Annotated in this window: 21 protein-coding genes, 2 tRNA genes and 1 pseudogene; 15 read left to right on the top strand and 9 right to left on the bottom strand. The window is 72.8% G+C overall.

What is annotated here, in order from left to right; genetic code table 11:
• Nucleotides 1-128: 128 nt before the first annotated feature.
• The 6 genes and pseudogenes from Q5762_RS12805 (at nucleotide 129) to Q5762_RS12830 (ending at nucleotide 5154) form a co-directional block, all read left to right on the top strand.
• Nucleotides 129-1748 (top strand): hypothetical protein, encoded by a 1620-nt coding sequence (locus Q5762_RS12805; protein WP_315892164.1) that lies wholly within the window; start codon nucleotides 129-131, stop codon nucleotides 1746-1748.
• The gene (locus Q5762_RS12810) at nucleotides 1745-3073 is read left to right on the top strand and encodes an AAA family ATPase (protein WP_315892165.1); all 1329 of its coding nucleotides are present in this window, start codon (nucleotides 1745-1747) and stop codon (nucleotides 3071-3073) included. Before Q5762_RS12805 ends, Q5762_RS12810 begins: the two co-directional genes overlap by 4 nt.
• A gap of 61 nt (nucleotides 3074-3134) precedes the next feature.
• A pseudogene (locus Q5762_RS12815) lies at nucleotides 3135-3542 on the top strand (TetR/AcrR family transcriptional regulator); the annotation flags it as partial.
• 204 nt (nucleotides 3543-3746) lie between these two features.
• On the top strand, nucleotides 3747-4103 hold the full coding sequence (locus tag Q5762_RS12820) for a hypothetical protein (RefSeq protein WP_315892323.1): 357 nt from the start codon (nucleotides 3747-3749) through the stop codon (nucleotides 4101-4103).
• A 312-nt stretch (nucleotides 4104-4415) separates the two neighbouring features.
• Nucleotides 4416-5090 carry a bifunctional DNA primase/polymerase gene (locus tag Q5762_RS12825; RefSeq protein WP_315892166.1) on the top strand — a complete coding sequence of 225 codons (675 nt, stop codon included), beginning with the start codon at nucleotides 4416-4418 and terminating at the stop codon, nucleotides 5088-5090.
• Nucleotides 5081-5154 (top strand) — tRNA-Lys (locus Q5762_RS12830). The genes Q5762_RS12825 and Q5762_RS12830 overlap by 10 nt, the downstream gene beginning before the upstream one ends.
• 69 nt (nucleotides 5155-5223) lie before the next feature.
• On the opposite strand, the gene Q5762_RS12835 is transcribed toward Q5762_RS12830, so the two are convergent.
• A complete protein-coding gene (locus Q5762_RS12835; protein WP_315892324.1) occupies nucleotides 5224-6477 on the bottom strand; it encodes a M6 family metalloprotease domain-containing protein in 1254 nt (417 codons plus the stop codon).
• Between the two features lie 354 nt (nucleotides 6478-6831).
• On the opposite strand from Q5762_RS12835, the gene Q5762_RS12840 reads away from it, so the two are divergent.
• Nucleotides 6832-8832, top strand: a complete 2001-nt coding sequence (locus Q5762_RS12840) for a putative bifunctional diguanylate cyclase/phosphodiesterase (protein WP_399495023.1) — start codon at nucleotides 6832-6834, stop codon at nucleotides 8830-8832.
• Nucleotides 8833-8950: 118 nt separating this feature from the next.
• On the opposite strand, the gene Q5762_RS12845 is transcribed toward Q5762_RS12840, so the two are convergent.
• Nucleotides 8951-10672 (bottom strand): glycosyl hydrolase family 18 protein, encoded by a 1722-nt coding sequence (locus tag Q5762_RS12845; protein ID WP_315892168.1) that lies wholly within the window; start codon nucleotides 10670-10672, stop codon nucleotides 8951-8953.
• 360 nt (nucleotides 10673-11032) lie between these two features.
• On the opposite strand from Q5762_RS12845, the gene Q5762_RS12850 reads away from it, so the two are divergent.
• Entirely contained in the window at nucleotides 11033-11569 is a 537-nt protein-coding gene (locus Q5762_RS12850; RefSeq protein ID WP_315892169.1) for a hypothetical protein, read from the top strand.
• A gap of 10 nt (nucleotides 11570-11579) precedes the next feature.
• Here the strand turns inward: Q5762_RS12850 and Q5762_RS12855 are convergent, their stop codons facing one another.
• Nucleotides 11580-12650 carry an LLM class flavin-dependent oxidoreductase gene (locus tag Q5762_RS12855; protein ID WP_315892170.1) on the bottom strand — a complete coding sequence of 357 codons (1071 nt, stop codon included), beginning with the start codon at nucleotides 12648-12650 and terminating at the stop codon, nucleotides 11580-11582.
• Nucleotides 12651-12781: 131 nt separating this feature from the next.
• Here Q5762_RS12855 and ehuB point away from each other — a divergent pair, with 131 nt between their 5' ends.
• The 6 genes from ehuB (at nucleotide 12782) to Q5762_RS12885 (ending at nucleotide 16790) form a co-directional block, all read left to right on the top strand.
• The gene (ehuB, locus tag Q5762_RS12860) at nucleotides 12782-13648 is read left to right on the top strand and encodes an ectoine/hydroxyectoine ABC transporter substrate-binding protein EhuB (protein WP_315892171.1); all 867 of its coding nucleotides are present in this window, start codon (nucleotides 12782-12784) and stop codon (nucleotides 13646-13648) included.
• Nucleotides 13645-14304, top strand: a complete 660-nt coding sequence (gene ehuC, locus Q5762_RS12865) for an ectoine/hydroxyectoine ABC transporter permease subunit EhuC (RefSeq protein ID WP_315892172.1) — start codon at nucleotides 13645-13647, stop codon at nucleotides 14302-14304. The genes ehuB and ehuC overlap by 4 nt, the downstream gene beginning before the upstream one ends.
• A complete protein-coding gene (ehuD, locus tag Q5762_RS12870) occupies nucleotides 14301-14951 on the top strand; it encodes an ectoine/hydroxyectoine ABC transporter permease subunit EhuD (protein ID WP_315892173.1) in 651 nt (216 codons plus the stop codon). The genes ehuC and ehuD overlap by 4 nt, the downstream gene beginning before the upstream one ends.
• Nucleotides 14941-15684: an ectoine/hydroxyectoine ABC transporter ATP-binding protein EhuA gene (ehuA, locus tag Q5762_RS12875; RefSeq protein WP_315892174.1), complete on the top strand. Its 744-nt coding sequence runs from the start codon at nucleotides 14941-14943 to the stop codon at nucleotides 15682-15684. Before ehuD ends, ehuA begins: the two co-directional genes overlap by 11 nt.
• 167 nt (nucleotides 15685-15851) lie before the next feature.
• Entirely contained in the window at nucleotides 15852-16610 is a 759-nt protein-coding gene (locus Q5762_RS12880) for an IclR family transcriptional regulator C-terminal domain-containing protein (RefSeq protein WP_315892175.1), read from the top strand.
• A 106-nt stretch (nucleotides 16611-16716) separates the two neighbouring features.
• Nucleotides 16717-16790: transfer RNA gene (locus tag Q5762_RS12885), tRNA-Lys, on the top strand.
• A 46-nt stretch (nucleotides 16791-16836) separates the two neighbouring features.
• Here Q5762_RS12885 and Q5762_RS12890 read toward each other — a convergent pair.
• The 3 genes from Q5762_RS12890 to sigJ all read right to left on the bottom strand — a co-directional run bounded on the left by Q5762_RS12890 (nucleotide 16837) and on the right by sigJ (nucleotide 19729).
• Nucleotides 16837-17499, bottom strand: a complete 663-nt coding sequence (locus tag Q5762_RS12890) for a response regulator transcription factor (RefSeq protein ID WP_315892176.1) — start codon at nucleotides 17497-17499, stop codon at nucleotides 16837-16839.
• Entirely contained in the window at nucleotides 17430-18734 is a 1305-nt protein-coding gene (locus Q5762_RS12895) for a sensor domain-containing protein (RefSeq protein WP_315892177.1), read from the bottom strand. Before Q5762_RS12895 ends, Q5762_RS12890 begins: the two co-directional genes overlap by 70 nt.
• A gap of 71 nt (nucleotides 18735-18805) precedes the next feature.
• Complete coding sequence (gene sigJ / locus Q5762_RS12900; RefSeq protein WP_315892178.1) at nucleotides 18806-19729, bottom strand: RNA polymerase sigma factor SigJ; 924 nt, start codon at nucleotides 19727-19729, stop codon at nucleotides 18806-18808.
• A gap of 99 nt (nucleotides 19730-19828) precedes the next feature.
• On the opposite strand from sigJ, the gene Q5762_RS12905 reads away from it, so the two are divergent.
• Nucleotides 19829-20212 carry a hypothetical protein gene (locus Q5762_RS12905; protein ID WP_315892179.1) on the top strand — a complete coding sequence of 128 codons (384 nt, stop codon included), beginning with the start codon at nucleotides 19829-19831 and terminating at the stop codon, nucleotides 20210-20212.
• On the opposite strand, the gene Q5762_RS12910 is transcribed toward Q5762_RS12905, so the two are convergent.
• The 3 genes from Q5762_RS12910 to Q5762_RS12920 all read right to left on the bottom strand — a co-directional run bounded on the left by Q5762_RS12910 (nucleotide 20157) and on the right by Q5762_RS12920 (nucleotide 24894).
• A complete protein-coding gene (locus Q5762_RS12910; RefSeq protein WP_315892180.1) occupies nucleotides 20157-21818 on the bottom strand; it encodes an AMP-binding protein in 1662 nt (553 codons plus the stop codon). The two genes, Q5762_RS12905 and Q5762_RS12910, sit on opposite strands and share 56 nt — an antisense overlap.
• 25 nt (nucleotides 21819-21843) lie before the next feature.
• Nucleotides 21844-22434, bottom strand: coding sequence for a lytic polysaccharide monooxygenase auxiliary activity family 9 protein (locus tag Q5762_RS12915; protein WP_315892181.1), 591 nt, complete (start codon nucleotides 22432-22434; stop codon nucleotides 21844-21846).
• Nucleotides 22435-22599: 165 nt separating this feature from the next.
• On the bottom strand, nucleotides 22600-24894 hold the full coding sequence (locus tag Q5762_RS12920) for an SPFH domain-containing protein (RefSeq protein ID WP_315892182.1): 2295 nt from the start codon (nucleotides 24892-24894) through the stop codon (nucleotides 22600-22602).
• Nucleotides 24895-24915: the final 21 nt, after the last annotated feature.

Below are 24915 nucleotides of genomic sequence, written 5' to 3' on the forward strand. Positions count from 1 at the left end.
CACCGCCGACAGGGGCCGAGATGCCGCCGCCCCGCGCAGGACGTCCGCTCCGGGCACCGCCCGCAGGGGCTCGCCGACCGTCGATCCACCCGACGCCCGGGGGCGGAACGTCCCCTCGGAGGCCGCTCATGTCGTTGATCTCCACCCTCGCCCGCCTTGAGGCCGTCGAGTCCGGGCGGGCACAGCCGTTGGCCACCGTCCGGCACCGGCATGTCTCCGAGCGGCCCCTCGTTCTCGTACCGCTGACGACCGCCGGTGAGGCGGGCGCTCCGCTCGGGGCGCTCGTCGGGACGGACCGTGACGAGCCCCGGCTGCTGGTCGTGGCGCAGCCGCGCGACCGGGATCTGCGGTTCGCGTTCCTCGCGGACCTGGCCGAGGAAGTCCTGCCGTACATCGACGGGTTCACGGACGTCGTCGAGGCGGCCGAGCGTGGGGGCACCTCCCGGCCGAAGGCTGGGGGAGAGACGGACCCGGAGACGGGGAAGAAGGTCAAGGTCGAGGTCGACCTGTGCGCGGACGCGCCGCAGTTGGTCGTGCCGAGCCGGGCGGGCATCGAGTACGTACGGCTGCTCGGGCGGTCGATGCGATTCCGGCGCACGGCCGAACAGGACCCGGAGACGCCGTTCCCCGCGCCACCGCGCGTACCGCTGCTCGGCCGCTGGCTGACGCACTTCGGCGAGCGGGCCCGGGTGCCGGGCTCCTCGCTGCTGCTCTCGGCGACGGACCTGCTGAACCGGCACTGGGCGACGGGCCAGTCCTCCCTGGAGGACCAGCACCTCGGCGCGCTCCTCGCCTGGATCGACCCCTACGACGACGAGTCGGGGGCCGAGGCGGCGCTGCGCGCCGAGCTCGGGCGGGACCGGGACGGGCAGCTGCTCTGCCCGCCCGCGGGACCGGCGACCGACCCGGCCTTCGACAACCGGCTGCTCGCGCCCGCGATCGAGCGCTACGACCGGGCCCGGCAGGCGCTGGCCTCCGCCGAGGACGGCGAGAGCGCCGACGACCGGCTCGGCGAACTGCACCGCGCCGAGCGGGAGATCCGCCGGCTGATCGTCACCCAGCTCCGGCCGACCTGGGACGCGGTCTGGCGCGCGCTCGACCTGCTGCGGGAGCTTCCGGAAGGCGCGCGGGTCGCGGACCGCTGGACCCGCGACCGCTGGTCGTTCACCGGCCACCGCGACCGGGTCGTCGCAGGTGAACCGCCGCAGCCCCGCCGCGACGACGCGGTGGCGGCGGCGCAGAAGCTCGCCACCCGCGAGGCGGCGCAGGGCCAGCTGGAGGCGCAGGAGGCCCTGGACGATCCGCTGGTGCTCGCCGGGCGGCGGCTCGCGGGCGAGGCGTTCGTCGCGGAGGTGGCGGAGGTGACGATGGCCTGGTCGGAGTCGAAGCGGCCCTCGCCGCGCCCGCTGCTCACGGTCCGCACGGACGACCGGCCACACCTGGGCGCCGGGGTCAAGGTGTACCGCTCGCTCGAAGGCAAGCCGCAGACGGCGGAGTTCGTACGGTACGAGGAGGACGACGGCGCGCTCGTGCTCCGCGTCACCGACCGGATGGGCCGGTCGAAGGAGCCGGCCGAGGGGTCGGTACCGGAGAAGGGCGAGCGGATCGCCTGGACGCTCTTCGAGCACGACCAGCGGATGGGCGCGAAGCTGCCCGACCCGGAGGAGACGCCCTGGACGCACGGCGGCCCGCCGCGCTCCGACGCCGCCGAACTGCCCGATGCCGTGACACCGGAGGACCTGCTGTGAGCTTCGACCCGGGGGCGGAGGCCGCCCGCGCCACCGCCGGCATCCTCGCCGACACCCTGCACGGGGATGCGCGGGGCGTCGTCGTGGACTCCCCGCCGGGCGCGGGCAAGTCGACGCTCGTGGTCCGCGCGGCGCTCGAACTCGCCGAGGCGGGGCGCCCGTTGATGGTGGTCGCGCAGACGAACGCCCAGGTGGACGACCTGGTGCTGCGGCTCGCGGAGAAGCAGCCGGACCTGCCGGTGGGGCGGCTGCACTCGAACGACAGCGATCCGTACGACAAGGCGCTGGACGACCTGGAGAACGTACGGAAGTCGGCGAAGGCGGGGGATCTGGCGGGGCTGGACGTCGTCATCTCGACGGCCGCGAAGTGGGCGCACGTGAAGAACGTCGAGCCGTGGGCGCACGCGATCGTGGACGAGGCGTATCAGATGCGCTCGGACGCGCTGCTCGCGGTGGCGGGGCTGTTCGAGCGGGCGCTGTTCGTGGGCGACCCGGGGCAGTTGGACCCGTTCTCGGTGGTCGGCGCGGAGCAGTGGGCGGGCCTGTCGTACGACCCGTCGGCCTCCGCGGTCTCCACGCTCCTCGCGCACAACCCCGAGCTGCCGCAGCACCGGCTGCCGGTGTCCTGGCGGTTGCCGGCGTCGGCGGCGCCGCTGGTGTCCGACGCGTTCTATCCGTACACCCGGTTCCGCAGCGGTACGGACCATGGTGACCGGCGCCTGACGTTCGGGGTCTCGTCGGACGGGTCCGGTCCCGACCGGGTCCTGGACGAGGCCGCCGAGTCGGGCTGGGGCCTGCTGGAGCTCCCGGCCCGGCACACCCCGCGCACGGACCCGGAGGCGGTCCGCGCGGTGGCCCTCGTGGTGCGCCGGCTCCTGGACCGGGGCGGCGCGGCGGTGAGCGAGCGGGGACCGGACCCGGTCCCGCTGACCCCGGACCGGATCGCGGTCGGCACGGCGCATCGCGACCAGGCGGCGGCGGTCCGCGCGGCGCTCGTGGAGCTGGGCGTCACGGGCGTGACCGTGGACACGGCGAACCGCCTCCAGGGCCGCGAGTACGACGTGACGGTCGCCCTCCACCCCCTGTCCGGCCGCCCGGACGCCACGGCCTTCCACCTGGAGACGGGCCGCCTGTGCGTCCTGGCCTCCCGCCACCGCCACGCCTGCATCGTCGTCTGCCGCGCGGGCGTCACCGACCTCCTGGACGACCACCCCTCGACGGAACCGGTCCAGCTCGGCGTCACGGTCAAATTCCCCGACGGCTGGGAGGCGAACCACGCGGTCCTCGCCCACCTGGCGGAACACCGGGTCACCTGGCAGCCGTGAGGACGATCTGGCCGCCGCCGCCCTCGCCGTCATCGACCGCGACGGCCTCACCGGCCTGTCGATGCGCGCCGTAGCCAAGGAGCTCGGCATGAGCACGATGGGCCTCTACCGGTACGTCGCCGACCGCGACGAGCTGGAGGGGCTCGTCGTCGAACGCGTCCTGAGCACCGTCGACCCCACCCCGCCCGCCGCCGGCCCGCCCTGGCGGGACCGGATCGTCGTCCTGGTCACCCGGCTGCGCGCGAGCGTGAGCGCGCACCCCGCGGCCGTACCCCTGACCGTCAGCCACCGGCACCGGCTGCCCGGACTGCTCCGCTGGTCGGAGTCGGTGCACGGGCTCCTCGCCGAGGCGGGCATCGAGGGCGAGGAGCGGGTCGTCGCCCTGCGCGGCCTGATCTCGTACGTCGTCGGGGCCATCCAGCTCGAACACCTCGGCTCCCTGGGCGGCGCGGGCACGGCCGTGATCGCGGAGCTGCCGGCGGACCAGTTCCCGTACATGACGGAGGCGGTCCGGCACGCGTCCGGGATCTCCGCGGAACGGGAGTTCTTCGGGGGGGCTCGCGGTGTACCTCCGCGGCCTCGACGGCTGACCGCACCCCGCCCTCTTGCGCGGCGCGAGACAATGGAAGTCGGCCCGGGAGTCCGGGCCGTGCGCGTGAGGAGGAGAAGGACCATGGCGGAATCCGCGGAGCGGAACGAACAACGGCGGCTCCGGCCCGCGCCGCTGATCTTCGAGCCCGCCGAGGCGACCGCGGACCCGGAGCACTTCTTCGACCTGGAGTCGATCGACGACCCGCGCGAGCTGCTGTCGCGCGCGACCGAGCTGACGCTCGCGTTCCGCGCCGCGACGGACCGGGCCACCGAGTACCAGGCGATCGCGGCGGCCCAGCTGGCCGACCCGCGCCGGTTCGACCGCCTGACAGCGGCGGACGTCGCCGAACGCGCGGAATGGACCGAGGACTACGCCCGCCGGATGATCGACTTCGGCCGCGACCTGCTCCGGACCGCCGGCACCCCGACGGACGACTGACCGGACGACCGACAGGGGACTGACCGGCGACGACCGGCTGACCCGACCGGGCGACGAGCGGACGACGACCGGGCGACGACTGGGCTACGACCGGGCGACGACCGCCCGGAGCCCGCGCGGCGCGCGCCCCCCGGACTCCGGTCGCGCCGGGCACGCGCGCCCCGCGCCCCGCGCCCGCGCATGCGCGGCCCACGCCCCCGCCATCAGCGCCTGGCATATGCCGGGGCGAAAGATACTCCCCCCGCACCCCTCCTGTCCGGGTTTCCGGCAACACTCGGAAACCAAATGGTCACTGCCAGTACATCTGGATTCATGAGCAGCGCATGGCCACGAGACGAGACCCCCCTCAGCCCCGCCCAGAGCGACACCGACGAGCGGCGGAGCGATCGGCACGACATCTTCCGATTCCTTCGGGACCCCGACGACCGGCGCCACCACTCCGCGCACGTCACCGCCGCCGGTGCCGACTGGCTCGCCTCCGCCGCCGCGTCCCCGACCTCCACGCTCGCGCTGTGGGAGGCCCGGCCCGCCGCCCCCGCCGCACTCCCCTGCGGGACGGCCTTCGACGTCGTGAACGTGGACTCGATCTTCGGGCGCCGGATGCTCGACCGGCTCTGGGCGGAGGGCCCCGGCTCCGGGCCCGTCGCCGTCCACCGGGGCCGGATGCTGCTGTTCGCCGCGCCCGGCACAGCCCAGCGGTTACCGGCCCTGCTGCACTGGGAGGAGTGGGGGGAGGCCGTGCCGCCACCGCTCTGCCACGGTCTCGGAGACGCCGTGACGATCCCCCCGCTCACGCCCGGCCCGGCCACCGGCCCCCGCTGGGTCGTCGCCCCCGACACCCGGCACCCCTGGCTGCCGGGCCCCGAGGTCATGCTCTGGGCGTGCGTCCGGGCGGTCCGCGCCGCCTCCGCCGCCGACGTGCGGATATCGATTTTTCCTCCCGCCGATCAGGATGCTAAGGTCTACGACGTCAGCAGGCGCCGCTAGCTCAGTTGGTTAGAGCAGCTGACTCTTAATCAGCGGGTCCGGGGTTCGAGTCCCTGGCGGCGCACAGACGAAGAAGGCCCCTCGCGAAAGCGAGGGGCCTTCTTGTTTCCATCGACATTCCATCGACAACCGCTTACGGCGACGGGGGCGGCACCGTCACCTTCACCGTCCACACCCCCGCCCGCGTCCGGTCCGCGACCTCCACCCGCGTGCCCTCCCCCGGCACCGTGAACGTCTCGCCCACCCCCAGCGGCGCGTCCGCCAGCGGCGGGTACACCGACCGGTCCCAACAGGCCTCGGTCTTCGGATGGGTGTCCACGACCTCGATCGGGCCGTCCCCGGACGCCGCCTCGTTCCGCACGCGGTAGATCAGTACACCCTCCGTGCAGGTGTCCTGGTCGTTGCCGGTGGCACCGCGCGCCTCGATCGCGAGCGCGGTGCCCGGGCCCGTCCGTACGACCGCGAGCCGGGTGCCGACCGAGCCGCCGGCCACCGGTGCCGCCCCCAGCGGCTCCAGGCTGAACAGCCGGCTGCCCGGCCCCTGCACACAGGTCACCTGGCGCCGCTCCAGCCAGCCCAGCTTCCACTTGTGCCAGCCGAAGGGCTCCGGTGCGAGGCCGAACTGGCTGCCCATGACGTCCCAGTCCCCCACATGGGTGTCCCAGTCGCCCTTGCCGTCCATCGGCCGCCGATAGAGGTCCGGCAGGTCGAAGACGTGCCCGGTCTCGTGGGCGAGGACGTTGCGGTCCGGCGGATGCCGCTCGAAGACGGTGACGACCCGCTTGATTTCCTTGCCGTCCACCGTGAGCGGCTGCTCCAGGTTCACCACCTTGGTGGCGTCGGAGTCCACGCCCGGCGCGTCCGGGTCGGCGACCAGGTAGACGACGTCGTACCGCGCGAAGTCGACCTTCCGGTCCGCCGCCGCCAGCGCGTCCCGCAGATACGCCGTCCGCTTCGCCGGGTCCCAGTCACGCCGTATCGCGTACGCCGTCGAGGTCTTCGGCATCTCGGTCCACTCCGCCCGGGTGTCCGCGCGGAGCGCGAATTTGCCGTACGAGGCGCGCCGGAAGAAGTCGCTCGTGCTGGGGAAGTGGTCGGCGGCCAGCTCGTCGGGGGTGGTCAGCGGCTCGGAGTCGGGGAACGACAGGAAGACCATGACCGCGTCGAGGGAGCGGACCGGCTTCGGGTACGCGCCGTTCCAGGTGTCCAGGCCGAGCGAATGGTGCGCGGCGGTACGGGGCAGGGCGCACGGCCCCGCCCTCGGCGCGCCCACGGCGGGGCCGGCGACGAGCCCGGTCGCGGCGAGCGCGACGAGCGAGGTGAAGGCCGCTGCGGAGGCGCGCAGCCGCGCGCGTTCCACTCCCCCGGGTGGCTGCTGACCCCTCACGTCGACCTCCGGCTGCGGAATGCGGGATACCTCAACCACCTTGTGATGGTTTGCGGTGTTTCGCACTTTTCCGCTGCCCCAGTCGGGTGAGCGCGGGACATGGCGTCGACGCGACACGAGCCGTCAACGGCTCACGGAACGTCACAATCGGTCAGGCCGTCACCGACCCGCGTCAGACCCGCGCAGAAACGATCGGCCGGGTCATCTCGGGGGGCGGTTCGACACCCCTGCGGGCCACAGGGCACCCATGAAGCTGGAACGACCCCCAGGCGTGCCCCTATGATCGGCACACTTTCCTTGGCCGACCATCCCGACCACGTCTGTACGGCCCGACTGCACTTACGGGAGCGAGCGGTGAGCGGAACCCCCGAAGGACCGGTGCACACCCGGCTCTCGCCCGCACGGGAGCCCGCGCCGATGATCACGGAGCGTCACAACGGCCACTCGGACGGCCACCCCGGCCCCGGCCTGGGCCCCGTCCCCGAACACCTCGATCCCGGCCGCCCCGATCCCGAGCCCGGCCGCCTCGATCCCGAGCGCCCCGCCCGCGAGCCCGGCTGCCCCTCCGACGCCGAACTCCGCGACTACCGGGCCGCGTTCCGCGCCGCGCAGCTCGCCATGGCCGTCGTCGACCAGGACGGGCTCGTCGTCTCCGCCAACGACGCCCTCGGCACGCTCTTCGGCACCGAGGCCGCCGCGCTCCGCGAGCAGGCCGCCGCCGACCTCGTCGACCTCGCCGCCGACGGCCGCACCTGGCACGCGTACCGCGAGGTGCTGGGCGGCCGGCGCTCCCGCTTCCGCTGCACCCGGCGGCTCAAGCACCCCGACGGGCGCTCGCTCTGGGCCGAGGTCACCGTCGCCCCCGTGCCCGACAGCGGCCGCGTCCTGCTCTCCATCGCGGACATCAGCGACCGGCGCGAGCTCCAGGCGCGGCTGCGCCACCTCCAGATGCACGACCCGGTGACCCGGCTGCCCAACCGGACGCTCTTCTTCGAGCGGCTCTCGGTCGCCCTGGAGACCGCGGCCGCGCAGGACGACCTCGGACCGTCCCCCCAGTCCGACCAGTCACACCGGTCGCATCAGTCCTACGAGTCGTACGGGCATGGCGGAACAGGGCGGATCGGTCTCTGCTACCTCGATCTCGACGGCTTCAAGGCGGTCAACGACACCCTCGGGCACCGGGTCGGCGACCGGCTTCTCGCCGCCGTGGCCGCCCGGCTGACGGAGTGTGCGGACAACGACGGGTACACCAGGAGCGGCGGGCACCTGGTCGCGCGGCTCGGTGGCGACGAGTTCGCCATCCTCGTCGAGGACTCCACCGGGACCGAACAGCTCGCGGATCTGGCCCAGTCCGTCCTCTGCGCGCTCCAGCGCCCCTTCGACCTCGCCGGGCAGCGGCTCACCGTCTCGGCCTCGATCGGCGTGGTGGAGCGCGGCGCACGCGGGACGACCGCGACCGGTCTGATGCAGGCCGCCGACACCACGCTGTACTGGGCGAAGGCCGACGGCAAGGCCCGCTGGACCCTCTTCGACCCCGAGCGCAACGCCCACCGGATGACCCGGCAGGCGCTCTCCTCCACGCTGCGACCGGCCGTGGAGCGCGGGGAGTTCGCGCTGGAGTACCAGCCGCTGGTCGGGCTCGCCGACGGCGCGGTGCACGGGGTGGAGGCGCTGGTGCGCTGGAACCACCCGCAGTTCGGGACACTTCCGCCGAATCGGTTCGTCGGGATCGCCGAGGAGGACGGCTCGATCGTCGAGCTGGGCCGGTGGGTGCTGCGGACCGCCTGTCGGCAGGCGCGGCAGTGGCAGAAGGACCATCCGCGCGAACGGCCGCTGTTCGTCAGCGTCAACGTGGCCGTACGGCAGGTCTGGGACTCCGACCTGGTGGCGGACGTGGCGGGCATCCTCGCGGAGACCGGTCTCGCGCCGCATCTGCTCCAGCTGGAGCTGACCGAGTCCGCGGTGATGGGCTCGGCGGGCCGCCCGCTCCAGGCGCTCCAGGCGCTGAGCGACATGGGCGTACGGATCGCCATCGACGACTTCGGGACGGGGTACTCGAACCTCGCGTACCTCAGCCGGCTGCCGGTCTCGGTCCTGAAGCTGGACGGATCGTTCGTGCGCGGCTTCCAGGACGAGGCGCACGCCAATCCGGCGGACGAGCTGATCGTGGAGGCGCTGGTCCAACTCGCCCACCGCCTCGGTCTCACCGTCACCGCCGAGTGTGTGGAGACCTCGGGGCAGGCGACCCGGCTGCGACGCATCGGCTGCGACACCGGGCAGGGCTGGCTGTACTCGCGGGCGGTGGCCCCGGACCGTATCGCGGAGTTGATCGGAGCGGCGCCGCTCCCCGTGTGAGAGGCCGCGTACGGGCATGGAACTGCCCCCGGCCGGAGGGACATTCCGGGCGGGGGCAGTGGTCGTGTTGTGCTCAGCGGGGAGCCGGCGGGCTCCCCGCGAGCTGTGGGGGGGTGGGCTAACAGGCGCCCTGGTCCTTCCAGACGCCCCACTCACCTGTCGTGCCCGGCGTCTCGTTCTGCGTCCACCACTGGGCGAGCCACTTGCGGCCGTTGTGGGAGACGATGCTGCCGCCGGTGTAGACCGTGCCGGCGACGTACGCCGGGACCGAGCCGCAGCCCGTGGGCGGGGTGGTCGGCGGGGTCGTGGGCGGGGTGGTCGGAGGCGTCGTGGGCGGGGTGGTGGGCGGCGTGGTCGGCGGGGTGGTGGTGGCGCCGAGCGCGTCGTTGATCTGGTTCAGCAGGGTGATGTTGTTGTCCAGGCCGAGGAGCGAGTACATCATCGCGCCGGCCAGGCCGCGCTGCTTGCCGTAGTCCACCCGGGCCTGGATGGAGCGCTGGTTCAGGCCGGTGAAGAACTCGCCGTCCTTGTAGAAGTACGAGGCCTTGGCCTGGTCGTCCCAGAAGGTGGTCGACGCGTTGTCGACGACGCCGCCGAGCTCCTTGTAGTGGGCGATGCCGGCCTGCTGGCTGAGCGGGCGGGCGGCCGAGCCGCCGGTCGCGGACTGGGCGAGGCCGTTGGCGGAGCCCGCCGGGACGCCCTTCCAGCCGCGGTAGTAGAACTCGTAGCCGAGGGTCAGTTTGTTGGCGGGGAAGCCGCCGGCGATGCCGTAGGCCGGCTTGCCGTCGATCCAGGAGTCGATCGCGTTGTCGATCGAGTACTTCTCGGTGCCCGGCGCGATCGGGTCGGTCGGGTCGTTCGAGCCGGAGTACAGCGGGGACTGGTGGTACGTCGGCCCGTCGCCGTCCCAGGCGCCGTGCATGTCGTACGTCATGATGTTCGCGTAGTCGAGGTACGCGCCGATCTTGTCCGTCTCGATGTACTGGATCTTGTCCTGGCCTGCCGGGAGGGCCGCGGTCAGCAGGTACTTCTTGCCGCCGTTGGCCGCACCCTCGGCATCGAGCTGCTTGCGGAACTCCTGGAGCAGGAGGGTGAAGTTCTGCTTGTCCTCGGGGCTGTAGCGGTTGCCCAGGTGGCCGTCCTTCGAGCCGGGGTACTCCCAGTCGATGTCGATGCCGTCGAAGATGCCGGCCGCGGTGCCGGGGCCGCCGAATCCGCCCTCCACCGGGAGGTCGCCCTTGATGTACTGCTTGATGCAGGAGGCGACGAGCTTCTTGCGGGAGGCGTCGGTCTTGGCCGCGTCGCTGAAGTACTTGGAGTAGGTCCAGCCGCCCAGCGAGATGTTGATCTTCAGGTTCGGGTACTTCGCCTTCAGCTCCTTGAACTGGTTGAAGACGCCCGCGATCGGCTGGTTCCACGTGTCGGCGACGCCGTCCACACTGTCGGCCGCACCGAAGGACTTCTGGTAGTCGGCGTAGCTGTCGCCCGCGCCGTCACCGGCGTTGGGGTTGGCGTCGTCGCCGGCCGCCTTGTTGGCCTCGAAACAGGTGAGTTCGGTGGGGTGGATGTTGCCGAACGAGTAGTTGATGATGTCCAGCTTGCTCGCGATGCCCCGGGTGTCGAGGTGCTTGGGGTAGAAGGCGTTCCCGTACACGCTCCACTGGTCGTAGTACGCGATGCGGACGTTGCCGTCGGCGGCCGCGGCTGCGGTGGCGGTGGTGTCGGCGCCGGCGCCGACGCCGGCCGCCGAGGCGGAGCCGAGTCCGACGGTCGCGGCGAGCGCGCCTGCGGCGAGGGCCGTGCTCACGAGCGCGGCTATCAAGGGCTTACGGGGGTGCACGTGCGGCCTCCGAGGGGGATACGAGGGGTACGCGGTACGGCGGGTTGGAGCAGTGATAGCCCCTTCGCGATCGGCACGTCAATGGTCTGAACCAGATTGAGGACTAGACCAATTGACGGAAGAAAACCCTCGTCAGAGCGGTGCAGCACAAGGTGGGACTCCTCGCAACCATCGGTGACGAGCGACTTAAGGCTCGCTTAGGGGTGCCGGAGGCGGTGGCTCCGGGGTGAACCAACCCGCCCCGGAAACCCAGGTTTTACTCGACGCCGTGTCCGCGCAGCGGTCATCGAGATCACTTGGGGGCGCGGTGGTCCAGGGTGCCCGGCGGCCTGCAGGAGTGAACGGCGAGGAGTCGCGGCGGTGCGTGGGAGCGGCCCGGTGGGCGGGGAGGAGGGCCCCGTGTGGGACCCGGAGGCGACGGAGTTCCTGCCGCGTTCGGCGAGTGCGCCGGAGTGGGGTGATGGCGGCCGGGGTGTGACGTCGACACGGCCCCTGCCGCGGGTCGACGGCGACATGGACGACCGGCCCCGGCGCGCGTCGAGGGGCGTGCCGAGGAGCGCGTCGAGGGGCCGTGCCGAAGGGCGTCTGGGCCGGAGTCGCGCTGGTGGCCTGCGGGCGGGCGGTCTCACGGTCGGCGCCCTGACCTCGGGTTCGGCCGAACCCACCCCCGGGAAGCCGGCCGCCGGGCTCGCGTCGCCGACCCGGAGCGCGCCCACACCCCGGGGCGTCGAGGCCGACGTGCGCATCACCGGCCCCGACGGGTACGCCGCGGTCTGGCGCCCGGCCGGCGCCCCGTCCCGGCTGTGGATCACCGGAGGCGGAACGGCCCCGGACGACGGCGCGCCCGTGTTCAGCGCGTACAGCCCGGACGGAACGCTCTCCCGGAGCGTGCGGTGAACCCGGTGGCCTACTCGGTCGCGTCCGGCATTCCGTACGCGTCCGCGATCAACTCGTAGCTGCGCAGCCGGGCTTCGCCGCCGTGCGCGTTGGCCGTGAGCATCAGCTCGTCGGCGCCGGTCCGCTTGCGCAGGTCGTCCAGACCCGTCCGTACCTCGTCCGGCGTGCCGAAGACGATGTTCGCGAGCCAGCTCTCCACGAACTCCCGCTCCGTCGGGCTGAAGGGGTACGCCTCCGCCTCCTCCGGCGTCGGGATCAGGCCGGGACGGCCGGTGCGCAGCCGCAGCATCGACAGCGCGCCGGTGAGGACCTGGCGGCGGGCCTCCTTCTCGTCCTCGTTCGCGAGCGCGGCGACGCCGATGACGGCGTACGGCGCGTCGAGGATCTCCGAGGGGCGGAAGGAGTCCCGGTAGAGGTCGAGCGCGGGGATCGTGTTCTGCGCGGAGAAGTGGTGGGCGAAGGCGAACGGCAGGCCGAGCGTACCGGCGAGCCGCGCGCTGAAGCCGGAGGAGCCGAGCAGCCAGATCGGCGGCCGGCCGGACGGACCCTGAACCGGGCCCGGCACGGCGTGGATCCTGCTGTACGGGTGCCCGTCGGGGAAGTCGTCGTCCAGGAACTGGGTCAACTCGGCCAGCTGCTGCGGAAAATCGTCCGCGCCCTCGTTCAGGGTGCGGGTCCGCCGGAGGGCCGCGGCCGTCGGGCCGTCCGTGCCGGGGGCGCGGCCGAGGCCGAGGTCGACCCGGCCGGGGGCGAAGGCCTCCAGCGTGCCGAACTGCTCGGCGATCACGAGCGGGGCGTGGTTGGGCAGCATGACGCCGCCCGAACCGAGCCGGATGCGCTCGGTGTGGGCGGCGAGGTGGGCCAGGATCACGGCCGGTGAGGAGGAGGCGACGCCGGGCATGGAGTGGTGCTCGGCGACCCAGTGGCGGTGGTAGCCGCGCCGTTCGGCGAGCTTGCTGATCTCGACGCTGGTGGCCAGCGCCTGGCTCGCGGTCCTGCCGCTGCCGACGGTCACCAGGTCCAGTACGGACAGCGGTACGGGCGAGTCCCCGTGTGCCGTGCCCCGAATCGCGTCGCTCACCGTGTGCCGACCCTTCTGCCCAAAGACGTACGTACGTCGAGGCAGAACAGGAGGCGGTCTCCGGTTATTCCGCCGGTCGAATCCGCCGATCCACAGGAATGAGCCGTTCGGCTTCGGGTAGCCGCGCGCCCATGCCTCGATCAACGAACCAGATACGACGGCGGACGGTGCTGTGGGGGACGGCGGCCGCCGCCACGACCGCGGCGGCCGGGTGCGCCCGCGTCGCCTCCGGCGACACCCTCGGCCGGCTCAGATCCCAGGGCACGGTCCGCCTCGGCATCGCGGGCGAGGTGCCGTACGGCTACGTCGACGAGCAGGGCGCCTTCACCGGCGAGGCCCCCGAGCTGGCCCGGGTGATCTTCGGGCGGCTCGGCGTCAAGGACGTCCAGCCCGTCGCCACCGACTTCGCCTCGCTCATCCCCGGACTCGGCTCGCAGCAGTTCGACGTCGTCTCGGCCGGGATGTACATCAACAAGGACCGCTGCGCCCAGGTCGTCTTCGCCGACCCCGAGTACCAGATGCTCGACTCCTTCATCGTCCGCAAGGGCAACCCGAAGAACCTCCGCTCGTACGAGGACGTGGTGCGCGCGAAGGCCCGCTTCGCGACCGGCAGCGGCTACGCCGAGATCGCGTACGCGGTGGCCGCCGGCTACCCGGAGAAGGACATCGTGATCCTTCAGGACCAGGTCGCCGGGCTGAACGCCGTCGAGTCGGGCCGCGTCGACGTCTTCGCCGGCACGGCCCTGACCGCCCGCTCGGTGGTCCGCAAGTCCGTCAGGGCCGAGGCCACCGCGCCCTTCGCCGCCGTCGTCGACGGCAGGCGGAAGGTCGACGGCGGCGGCTTCGCCTTCCGCCCCACCGACACCGCCCTGCGGGACGCCTTCAACACCGAGCTGCACCGTATGAAGAAGAGCGGCGAACTCTTCCGGATCCTGCGGCGCTTCGGCTTCACCGAGGCCGAGATGACCACGCTGACCGCCGAGGAGCTGTGCCGATGACCGCAGGACTCTGGCAGAACTGGGTCCTGCCCGGCATCTGGACAACCCTCCAGCTCCTGATCGCCTCCGCCGCGCTCGCCGCCGTGGTCGCCTTCGGAGTCGGCACCGCCCGTACCCACCGCTCCCGCGCCGTCCGCTTCCTGGCCGGGCTCTACACCGAGGTCTTCCGCGGCACGTCCGCGCTGATCCTGATGTTCTGGCTGTTCTTCGTGCTGCCGCCGCTGGTCGGCTGGCAGCTGGTCCCGATGTGGGCGGCGATCCTCGCGCTCGGCCTGTCGTACGGGGCGTACGGCGCCGAGATCGTGCGCGGCGCCCTGAACGCCGTACCGAAGGCGCAGCGCGAGGCGGGGATCGCGCTCAGCTTCTCGCCCTGGCAGCGGCTGCGGCTGGTCCTGCTCCCGCAGGCCGTGCCCGAGATGATCCCGTCCTTCTGCAACCTGCTCGTCGAGCTGCTCAAGGGCACCGCCCTGGTCTCGCTGCTCGGCGTCGGGGACGTCTCGTTCGCCGCGTACCTGGTGCGGCTCGCGACCCAGGAGAGCGGCGGGATCTACACGGTCACGCTGGTCGTGTACTTCGTGATCGCGCTGGTGATCACCCGCTCGATGAAGGCGCTGGAGAGGCGTACCAAGGCGAACCTGGGGGTGGTGGCCAAGTGAACTGGGACTGGTCCGCGGTGGTGGACTTCCTGCCGCGCTTCTGGGACGGGGTGCTCGTCACCCTGCAGGTGCTCGTGCTCGGCTCGTTGATCTCGTTCTCGCTCGGTCTGGTGTGGGCGCTGGGCTTCCGGGCCCGCAGCCGGTTCGTGCGCTGGCCGGTGCACGCCGTCACCGAGTTCGTCCGTACGACTCCGCTGCTCGTGCAGCTCTTCTTCCTCTTCTTCGTACTGCCCGAGTGGGGCGTGCAGTTTTCCGCCCTGACGACCGGCACGCTCGCGATCGGGCTGCACTACTCGACGTACACCGCGCAGGTCTACCGGGCCGGCATCGACGCCGTACCGGTCGGGCAGTGGGAGGCGGCGAAGGCGCTCAGCCTGCCGCGCCACCGGACCTGGCTGACGGTGATCCTGCCGCAGGCCCTGCGCCGGATCACGCCCGCGCTCGGCAACTACGTCATCGCGATGCTGAAGGACACCCCGATCCTGGCCGGAATCGGTGTGCTCGAACTCCTCCAGCAGACCCGTCTGGAATCCGCCGCCACCTTCCAGTACACCGAGCCGCTGACCGTGGTCGGGGTGGCCTTTGTCCTGATCGCGTATCCCGCTTCCCTCCTCGTCCGCACTCTGGAGCGCCGCCTTGCCCACTGAACACCTCATTCAATTCGAGAACGTCACCAAGCGGTTCGGGGACCAGACGGTCCTCGACGACCTCAGCTTCACCGTCCGTCCGGGCAAGCACGTCACCCTGATCGGACCCTCCGGTTCCGGAAAGACGACGATCCTGCGGCTGCTGATGACCTTGGAGAAGCCCGACGCGGGCACCATCCGGGTCAACGGCGGAAAGCTGTACCCGGCCGACGAGAAGCACCGCCGGGAGGTACGCCGGAAGATCGGAATGGTCTTCCAGCACTTCAACCTCTTCCCCCACATGTCCGTCCTGCGCAACATCACCGAGGCGCCCGTCCGGACGCTCGGGAAGAGCCGCGAGGAGGCCGAGGCGCGCGGGCGGGAGCTGCTCGACATGGTCGGTCTGGCGGACAAGTGCGAGGCCAGGCCCGCGCAGTTGTCCGGTGGGCAGCAGCAGCGGGTCGCCATCGCGCGGGCGCTCGCGATGGAGCCGAAGGTGCTCCTGCTCGACGAGGTGACCTCCGCGCTCGACCCGGAACTGGTGGCGGGCGTCCTCGATCTGCTCCGGGAGATCGCGGCGACGACCGACATCACCATGATCTGTGTGACGCACGAGATGAATTTCGCCCGGGACATCTCGGACGAGGTCCTGATGTTCGACGCGGGCCGGGTGATCGAGTCCGGTTCTCCGGAAAAAATCTTCTCGGCCGCGGAGCATCCGCGTACCCGTGAGTTCCTCGGCGCGGTGCTCTGACCTCAGACTCTCGCAAGGTGCTGTGACCATGGCATATGCCAGGGTGGCGCGCCCCAGCGTACGGCCCTGGGGCGCCGCATCAATCTCGCCAACAGCCGCCCCGAAAAGGGAGCTTGACGGCTATCGTGGTACGGAAGCTTGCGGTCACAACCTGGTAGGGGGAAACCGTGGCGCTGAAGCCCGAGCCCACTGCGCCGTTCCACTCGGTGCAATACGCCTTGCGCGTCCTTGAGACGGTGTCACGGCACGGTGGCGGGGTGACGGACGTCCAGATCGCTCGTGAGACCGGTCTGCCCGTCGCCCACCTGTCCTCCCTGCTGCTGATGCTCCGCCGCGAGGGTTACGTCGAGCAGGTCGCCGACGGCGCCTATGTGATCGGAGACTCCCTGGTCCTCCTGGGCTCCGGCCTCACCCGCCGCGAAGCCCTGGAGCAGAAGCTCCAGGAGACGCTGACCGAGCTGCGCGACTCCGTCGGCGCCGCGGTCTACATCAGCCGGTACATCGACGGCGAGGTGAAGATCACCCAGTTCGCCGACGGGCCGCGCACGCCCAAGGTCAACGAGTGGGTGGACTTCCGGTCGGCCGCGCACGCCAGCGCGGTCGGCAAGTGCCTGCTGACCCAGCTGGACCAGAACGGCCGCCGGGACCACCTCTCGCGCCACAAGATCGCCCGGCTGACCTCGCGGACGATCACCAACGAGAGGGTGCTCTTCTCCAAGCTGGACAGCCAGCCGGCCACGGTCCCGGTGCTCGACCTCCAGGAGTACGCGGTGGGAACGGTCTGCGCGGCGGTCCCGCTGACGGCCGGCGCGGCCGTGGGCTGCCTGGCGCTCTCGCTGCCGATCGAGCACGCGCACCGGCTGCGCTCGGCGGCCGACACGCTGAACCGCAGGGCGGCGCCGGTGGTGCTCTCGCTGGCGATCTGAGGCCCGGCGGGCGCTCAGGGGTGTCCTTGCAGGGGTGTGACCTGGTCCTCAGCGGTGGTGGTCCGAACCACCCCGGAGGACCAGGTAGTATTTTCTCTGTCAGCAGGCGCCGCTAGCTCAGTTGGTTAGAGCAGCTGACTCTTAATCAGCGGGTCCGGGGTTCGAGTCCCTGGCGGCGCACAGACGGAAGAAGCCCCTCGCGGAAGCGGGGGGCTTCTTCGTGTCCTCAGGCCCGCAGATAGGTGAGTACGGCGAGGACCCGGCGATGGGTCTCCTCCGCCGGCGGCAGGTCGAGCTTCCCCAGGATGTTGCCGATGTGCTTGCCGACGGCCGCGTCGGTGACGACGAGCCGACGGGCGATCTCCCCGTTGGAATGGCCCTCGGCGACGAGCCCGAGGACCTCCCGCTCCCGCGGGGTCAGTGCCTCCAGCGGATCGCGGCGGCGGCGCAGCAGCTGCCGTACGACCTCGGGGTCCACGACCGTGCCGCCGTCGGCGACCCGGGTGAGGGCGTCCAGGAACTCCTCGACCTGACCGACCCGGTCCTTGAGGAGGTACCCGACGCCGGTGCCGTCGCCCGCGTCCAGGAGGTCGGCGGCGTAGGTCCGCTGCACGTACTGGCTGAGGACGAGGACCGGCAGGCCGGGGCGCTCGGCGCGCAGGGCGACGGCGGCGCGCAGCCCCTCGTCCTGGAAGCCGGGCGGCATCCGGACGTCGGTGACGACGATGTCCGGCTCGTGCTCGGTGACGGCCGCGCGCAGGCCGTCGGCGTCGCCGACGGCGGCGACGACCTGGTGGCCGAAACGCGCGAGGAGACCGATCAGGCCCTCGCGGAGGAGGACGCTGTCCTCGGCGAGGACGACCCGGAGGGCTCGGGCAGCGGTCGGCACGGGATCTCCACTCGTAGGACGGTCGGCCCGCCCGGCGGGCTGGTGATCGTCAGTGTGCCATCGAGGACGGCGAGCCGGTCGGCGAGCCCGGTGAGACCGGTGCCGCGGGCGGGGTCGGCGCCACCTCGCCCGTCGTCGCCGATCTCGATGCGGAGGGCTTCGGAGCCGTACCGCGCGGTGAGGCGGGCACGCCCGGCCCGGCTGTGCTTGCCGATGTTGGCGAGGGCCTCGCAGACGGCGAAGTAGCCGGCGCTCTCCACGGCGGTGGGCAGCCGGGGCAGGCCGTCGACGTCGGTGGTGACGGGGACGGCGGAGCGGTCGGCGGCGTCGGTGAGGGCGGCGCCGAGTCCGTAGTCGGCGAGCACCTGCGGGTGGATGCCGTGGATGAGTTCGCGCAGCTCGGTCAGGACCCGGCCGGCCTCGTCGTGGGCCTGGGCGAGCCGGTCGGCGAGCGGTCCGGCCGGGGCGTCGAGCCGGGCGATCCCCAGGGTCATGGTGAGGGCGACCAGACGCTGCTGGGCGCCGTCGTGGAGATCGCGCTCGATCCGCCGCCGCTCGGCCTCGAAGGCGTCGACGAGCCGCGCCCGGGAGGCGGTGACCTCGCCGATCCGTTCGCGCAGCTCGGCGTCGCGGGGCGCGAGCAGGGCCCGGCTGAGGGCGGCACGGGCACCGGCGAGCGCGCCGAGCGGATAGAGCAGGGCGACGAGGAGCACGACCCCGAGGAGGGCGGCGGCGAAGGCCTGCGGATAGGAGGTCACCAGGTAGGCCTTGACGACCTTGACCTCATGCCCGTCGACCGCGAGCCGGACGGGGGCGGACATCAGGGCGGCGGGCACCCCGAGGGCGACGGCGAGCACGATCAGGTCGAGCGGCCAGAGGACGGTGGCGTGCAGGACGGCGTACGCGAACTCCCGCCAGGTGGCCTGCTCCCGGACCCGCACCCGCAGCCAGGCGGCAAGGCCGGGGGCGTCGGGGATCCGGTGCGGGTCGGCGGCCGGATCGAGGTCGACGATCCGCAGCCGCCGCCGTTCGAGCCCCCCGAGGGCGACCCCGGCGAGGAGCAGCAGCGGCAGCCCGACGAGCACGAGCGAGAAGACGACGAGCACGAGCAGAACCAGGAGCGCGGGCACCCCGGTGAGTACCCCGGTCCCCAGATACCCGGCGGCCCGCCAGGGCCACACGGTCCGCGGATACCGGGCCCGGGTGAGGGCCTGCCAGGGCGTTCGAGGCGTCATGGGCCTCACGGTAGGCGCCGGGCGGCGGGCGGGGCCATGGGTCTGGCGTGCGTACGGGGGTAGGTCTGGCCCTACCCCCGTACACCGGATCGGTGCTGTCCGTCCGTGGTCCACGCGTGGAGTTTTTCCGGGTTGCGGATCGCCCAGATGTGAGTGATGCGGTCTCCGGTGAGGTCGAACGCGGCCACGGTCACGGTGACGCCGGTGTGTTGGGCGATCAGGCCGGGGCGGCCGTTGACCGTGCGTTCCAGGAGGGTCAGGCCGGGGGCCTTGTCGGCGATGTGGATCAGGTAGGCGGCGATGTTCTCGCTGCCCTCGACCGGGCGCAGGACGGTGCCGACCAGGCCGCCGCCGTCGGCGACCATCGTGGCGTCGGGGTCGAGGAGGCCGACGAGGGCCTCGATGTCCTTGGCCTCCCAGGCCTGCTTGAAGTGGCGTACCAGACCGGTCTGTCCGGTCGGCGGAGCCGCCTGCGCGGTTCGCGTACGGCGGCGGGCCGAGGTCGCCAGTTGGCGGCAGGCCGCGGGTGTCCGGCCGACGATCTCGGCGATCTCCGCGAAGGGGTACCTGAAGACCTCGTGCAGGACGAACACCACGCGTTCGGCCGGCGTCATCGACTCCAGTACGACGAGGAAGGCCATGTTCACCGACTCGTCCAGGGTGATCCGGTCGGCGGGGTCGGCCGCCCCCGCGTCGGTCCACTCCGTGCGGTCCGGCAGCGGCTCGGGCAGCCAGGCGCCCACGTAGCGCTCGCGCCGGGCGCGCGCCGAGCCGAGCACGTCCAGGCAGACGCGGCTCGCCACCGTCGTCATCCAGGCGCCGGGCGAGGCGATGGCCTCCTGTTGCCGCCGCGACAGCGCGTACCAGCGGGCGTACGTCTCCTGGACGGCGTCCTCGGCCTCGGCCAGCGAACCGAGCAGCCGGTACGCGAGATTGATCAGCGCGCGCCGCTCGCCGACGATCGCGCCCGGGCCCGGCTCGGACGGTGTGTTCACGGTCACTCGCGTCCTCACCTCACATTTCGCGGGCCTACGTCGTCGGACTGCCGAGAGCGTATCCAGCCACCGCCGCGAGGCAGAAGTGAGGTCCACACCATGGCCGTACGGACGACTACCACCTTTCCTCGCGTCGCGATCGCCCTGCAGACCTTGGCTCTGTTCTTCCAGGCGGTCACCGCCGGAATGCTGCTGTCCGGGTCCGTCGGCGCGGTCCTGCACGACGTCGGCTCGCGCGTGATGTACGGCGCGTCGATGCTCTACGTTCTCGCCACGATCCTCGCCTGGCGGCCGGGCGGCGGGTCCCCCCGCCCGATCCTGTACGCGTCCGGCTTCCTCGCGCTCGCCACGGTGCAGGTGGTCGCCGGCATCGCGCACCTGCCGTCGCTCCATGTCCCCCTGGGCATCCTGATGTTCGGACTCAGCCTCAGTCTGCTGGCAGTGAGCGGCCTCGGGCTGCGTACTGCGCGCGCAACGCCGTGACGGCCTGCGCCGTCAGGCGCTCGTACGCGGCCCCCGGCGACGGGCGCCACCAGACCGGGTCCGGGCAGAGGAAGGCCTCCCGGCGGAGGGCGACGCGGTGGATCTTGTTGGTGGCGGTCAGGGGGAGCTTCGGGACGACGCGTACGAAGCGTGGGGCCATCTTGGTGCCCAGGTCCGGTTGCGCGGCGAGGAAGTCGTCGAAGGCGGCCGGGTCGAAGGCGGCGCCCTCGCGCAGGGCGATCGCCGTCATCACCTGGTCGCCGGCGACCGGGTCGGGTATCGCGTAGACGGCCACGCCCGCCGCCCGGTCCCAGCGGGAGAGGATCTGCTCGATCACCGCCGCCGCCAGGTTCTCGCTGTCGACGCGCAGCCGGTCGTCCGTCCGGCCCGCGAAGTACAGGAAGCCGTCGGCGTCCCGGTAGAAGAGGTCGCCGGACCAGTACCAGCCGCCGCGCAGCCGGGCGGCCTCCGCCTCGGGGTTGCGCCAGTAGCCCTCGAAGGGGTTACGGCCCCGGTTGACGAGTTCGCCGATCGCGGCGGAGGCGTTGAGGAGCCGGCCCTGCGGCGAGAGGACCGCCGGCGCGCACTCCTCCCCCGTCGCCGGGTCCACCACCGCCAGGTCGTCCCCGGGCGCCGCCCGCCCGATCGCGCCGGTCGGCGTGGACGGGGTCCGCCGGATCGCCGCGCCGCCCTCCGACGAGCCGTACCCCTCGACGAGGCGGGCCCCGAAACGCGCCTCGAAGCGGGCCGCGTCCACCGCCCCCGCCTCCGTACCGAAGCCGAGGCGGAGACCGTGCGCGCGGTCGTCCGGGCCGGCCGGGGTCGCCAGCAGGTACTGGATCGCCCGGCCGACGTACGTGAAGTAGGTGGCGCCGAACTCCCGTACGTCGGAGAGGAAACCCGAGGCCGAGAAGCGGTCCCGCAGCGCCACGCCCGCACCGGCGGCGAGCGCCGGGGCCCAGTCGGCGATGACCGCGTTGCCGTGGAACATCGGCATGCAGATGTAGTGGACGTCGTCCGGCCGGATCCGGAAGTGGGCGACGAGCGACGCGCCCGCCGCCGCCAGGCGGCCCTGGCTGCAGATCGCCGCCTTGGGCGCGCCCGTCGAGCCGGAGGTGAAGTAGAGCAGCATGCGGCTGTCGGGGCGTACGGCACGGGCGACCGCCTCGCCCGGCTTCGCGCCCTCGAAGGGGGCGAGCAGCTCCCGGTAGGCGTCGGTGTCGGTCACGAGGACGCGTACGCCCGGCAGGGGAACCCCGTCGAGCAGGGGAAGGTACGCGCGCTGGGTGACCAGGACCCGGCAGTCGGTGTGCGTGATGTCGCGGGCCAGTTCGGCGCCGCGCCGAGTGGGGTTGATGCCGGCGACGGCGGCCCCCGCGAGGGCCGCCGCGCTCAGCCAGAGCGGGAATTCCGGCGTGTTGTCGAGGAGTACCCCGAGGTGCGGCTCAGCACCCCGGGGCAGCAGATCGACGAGGAGCGCGGCCCGCGCGGCGGCCCCGGCGGCGACCTGGTGGTGACTGAGGACCCTGTCCCGCGCCCTCAGTCCGGTCCTGTGGTCGCCCCACTGCCGTCGCACGAGCTCCGCCACGGTGGGTTGTTCGGTCATACGCCGGACGGTAGCTGACGGTCTGTCAGAACTGAACATCCGAGCAGGCATAGAACGCGTTCCCGGTGTCCGCGACCGTCCAGACGGCCAGGATCACGTGGCGCCCGGTCTTGCCGCCGGGGATCGTCCCGGAGTGCGAGAGCGTGGGCGGCGGCTGCTGGTTGTTGTACGGGACGGTGAGGAACGGCTGCGGGTCGAGTGCGGCCCGGGTGAGCTTCTGGGTGCCGTTCCAGCCGTTCTTGGTGATGTAGTACCTGAAGTCGGTGGTGCTGTGCCGGGCCGTGAACTGCCAGCGGAAGGTGTGGCTCTGGCCCGAGGTGAGCCTCGTGGTCGGCCAGGCGCCGCCCCGGGGGTCGTCGAGCTGGGAGAACCGGGAGTTCCCGCCGGCGCAGATCGCACCGTCGGCGGGTCCGGCGCCCGGGAAGCCCTTGAGGCCCTCGACCGACTGCGGCTCCCACTGGATGTCGCCGCAGTTGGTCACGGTGCCGTTGGCGCAGAGCTTCTGACGGCTGATCGGGGAGTCGGTGTAGCCGTGGCCACTGGCGCTGCTGGTGGCGAAGAGGGAGGCGCCGGCGACGCCGAGCGCCACCGCCGCCACACCTATCTTTTTGCGCATGCTGTCGCTCCTGATGAACGTGGGGGAGTTCGATGAGCCGAGCTGTGCTGCACGCGTGCGGAGGGTGGTGTGGGTGGTGCGCGTTGGTCCGGTTGTGCGGTAGTGCTTATTCCGGTCTAGACCAAGTACCAAGGTATTGACGGATGTTGAACATGTCCATACCAGTCACGCGCCTTCCACGGGACCCGTCCGGCCGGTGTAGAAGGCCACCGTCAGGTCCTTGACCAGCGCCTTGCGCTCGTAGTCGTCCAGCTCGACCAGACCACGCGTGGTCAGCCGGTGGACCACGTCGTCCACGGCGTCCACCACGGAGGTCAGCACGCTGTCGCGGTGCTTCGCGTCGATCGCCGCGATCCGGCGGCGCTGCATCGCCGCCGCGATCTCGGGGGCGTACTCGATCCTGGTCGGCTGCGCCGAGAACACGTCGATCCCGACCGGCGCGCACTCCGCCGACAGCATCCGGGTCAGCGCCTCGCCGACGGCCTCCGCGTCCCGCAGGGTCGGGGCGTCCTCGTGGAAGGCGTCCGCCGGCAGCTGCGAGAGGACCCGGGCCATCGCCGCCTCGACCTGCTCGCGAAGGTACTCCTCGTGGCCGTCGACCCCGAGCGCGGCGCGGACGGTGTCCCGGATGCGCCAGACGACGAGGACGACGACGTTGAGCGCGGTGCCCTTCGCGTCGACCGAGGAGAGCGGCTCGCTGCGCCAGTGGCGGAGGCGGACGTCGACCCGGCGGCGCAGGAGGAGCGGGCTGGTCCAGACGAGCCCGGTGCGGCGGACGCTGCCCCGGTAGTCGCCGAAAAGGGTGAGGACCCAGGCGTAGCCGACCCGGCCGCGGCCGAGACCGCCGAAGGCGAAGAGGGTGGCGAGGACGCCGAGGGTGAGCAGGGCCCACTGCCCGAGGTGGATGCCCTGGTACGGGCGCGGGGGCAGCCGGAGCATCCGCGCGAGCTCCTCGGGCACGGCCCCGACCGACCAGACGACGGCGGCGCACCCGGCGAGCGCGAGCACCCCGGCGACGACCCCGATCCACCCGGGCAGGGCCGGCGCCGGCCGCTCGACGAGTTTGGGGTCGGCGGTGGGAGCGGGGCGGGCGGCGGCCTTGGGGCGGGTGGGGGCGGGGATCACGGCCTTGGGGGCGGTGGCCCTGGGCGGGGCCATGGCGACGGTGGCGGGGCCACCGTCGTCGTCCACGTCGACGCCGACGTCTTTACGGGAGTCGGTGTCGGGCTCGTCGCGGAAGAGCAGGTGGACGGGGATCGACCCGGTCGTCTCGGCGCCGATCACGTTCTTCCGCCGTACGACGGGCCGGACGGCCACGTGCGCCTCGGCGACGACGGGCACAGCGACGACGCCGACGTCCCCCCGCACGATCCGCCGCAGGTCGGGGGCGCGCCCGGGGGCGGCGGGGGGTGCGGGCAGGGGGGCCGCCGCGCCGGCGGCCTCGGGCGGGCGGGGCTCGGCCGCCGTCGTGCCGGCCGGTGTGGCGGAGGCACGCGACGAACCCGACGGGCCCGTCGGGCGGTCCGGGTGGACGGTGCTGACCGGGGTGCCGACGGCATCCGACGTACGGGCCCCGGACACCGGGCCACCCGCGACGACTCCGGCCGGCGGCTCGGAGCCCTCGGACGCGGGTGCGCCGGGGGCGCCCACCGCCAAGCCTCCGGTAGCCGTCGCGCCGACGGCGCTCCGCGCGCCGGCTTCACCGACCGCGCCGCTCGGTGCCGCCGACACCACTGGGTGCGCCCCCGAAGCCGTCGCGCCGACGGGCGCCCCGGCGCGCCACTCCGCACCTTGTGGCGCCCGGGGGCCAAGTGCGACAGCCGCCGAGCCCTCGGGAGCCGTCGGCCGGTCCGCCGAGCCCACCGGGGGCGCCGGGATCGTCGAGGCGGCGCCCGCAGCGGGGTGTCCCGGAGCCGTCGGCTCCGGTGCGCCCGGGGTACGGGAAACGGGCGGCACGATACCGCCCACGACACCCGGCGCGGTCGGCGCCGAGGCCGCCGGGTCCGTCGCCGCCACCTCCGTCGGCGCCGGTCCCGTGGCCGCCAGATCCGTCGCCGCCAGGCCCGTCGCCGCCACGTCCCTCGCCGCCGGTCCCGTGGCCACCACGTTCCCCGCCGCCGGTCCCGTCGCCGCGAGGTCCCCCGCTGCCGGTCCCGTCGCCACCAGGCCCGCCGCTGCCAGGCCCCTCGCCGCCGGGTCCGTCGCCACCACGTCCATCGGCGCCGGGTCCCCCGCCGCCAGGCCCGCCGCCGCCAGGTCCGCCGCCCGGTCCTTCAGGACCGTCGCGCTGCCCGGCTCCTGGCTGACCGACGCCCCGTCAGGCCAGCCCGAGTCGGACTCCGGTGGGCGGACGTCCACCGGTCTCGGGGCGCGCGGCTCCGTCGTCAGGCGGCGGGCCGTCCGGGCCGCGTCGCGGCTCGCCGCCGCTCCCGAGTCCGGGGTTGGGGTCGTTGCGGTCATTCGGTCCACCTCATGCTCTCG

Source organism: Streptomyces sp. P9(2023) (assembly GCF_032436795.1).
Lineage (GTDB): Bacteria > Actinomycetota > Actinomycetes > Streptomycetales > Streptomycetaceae > Streptomyces.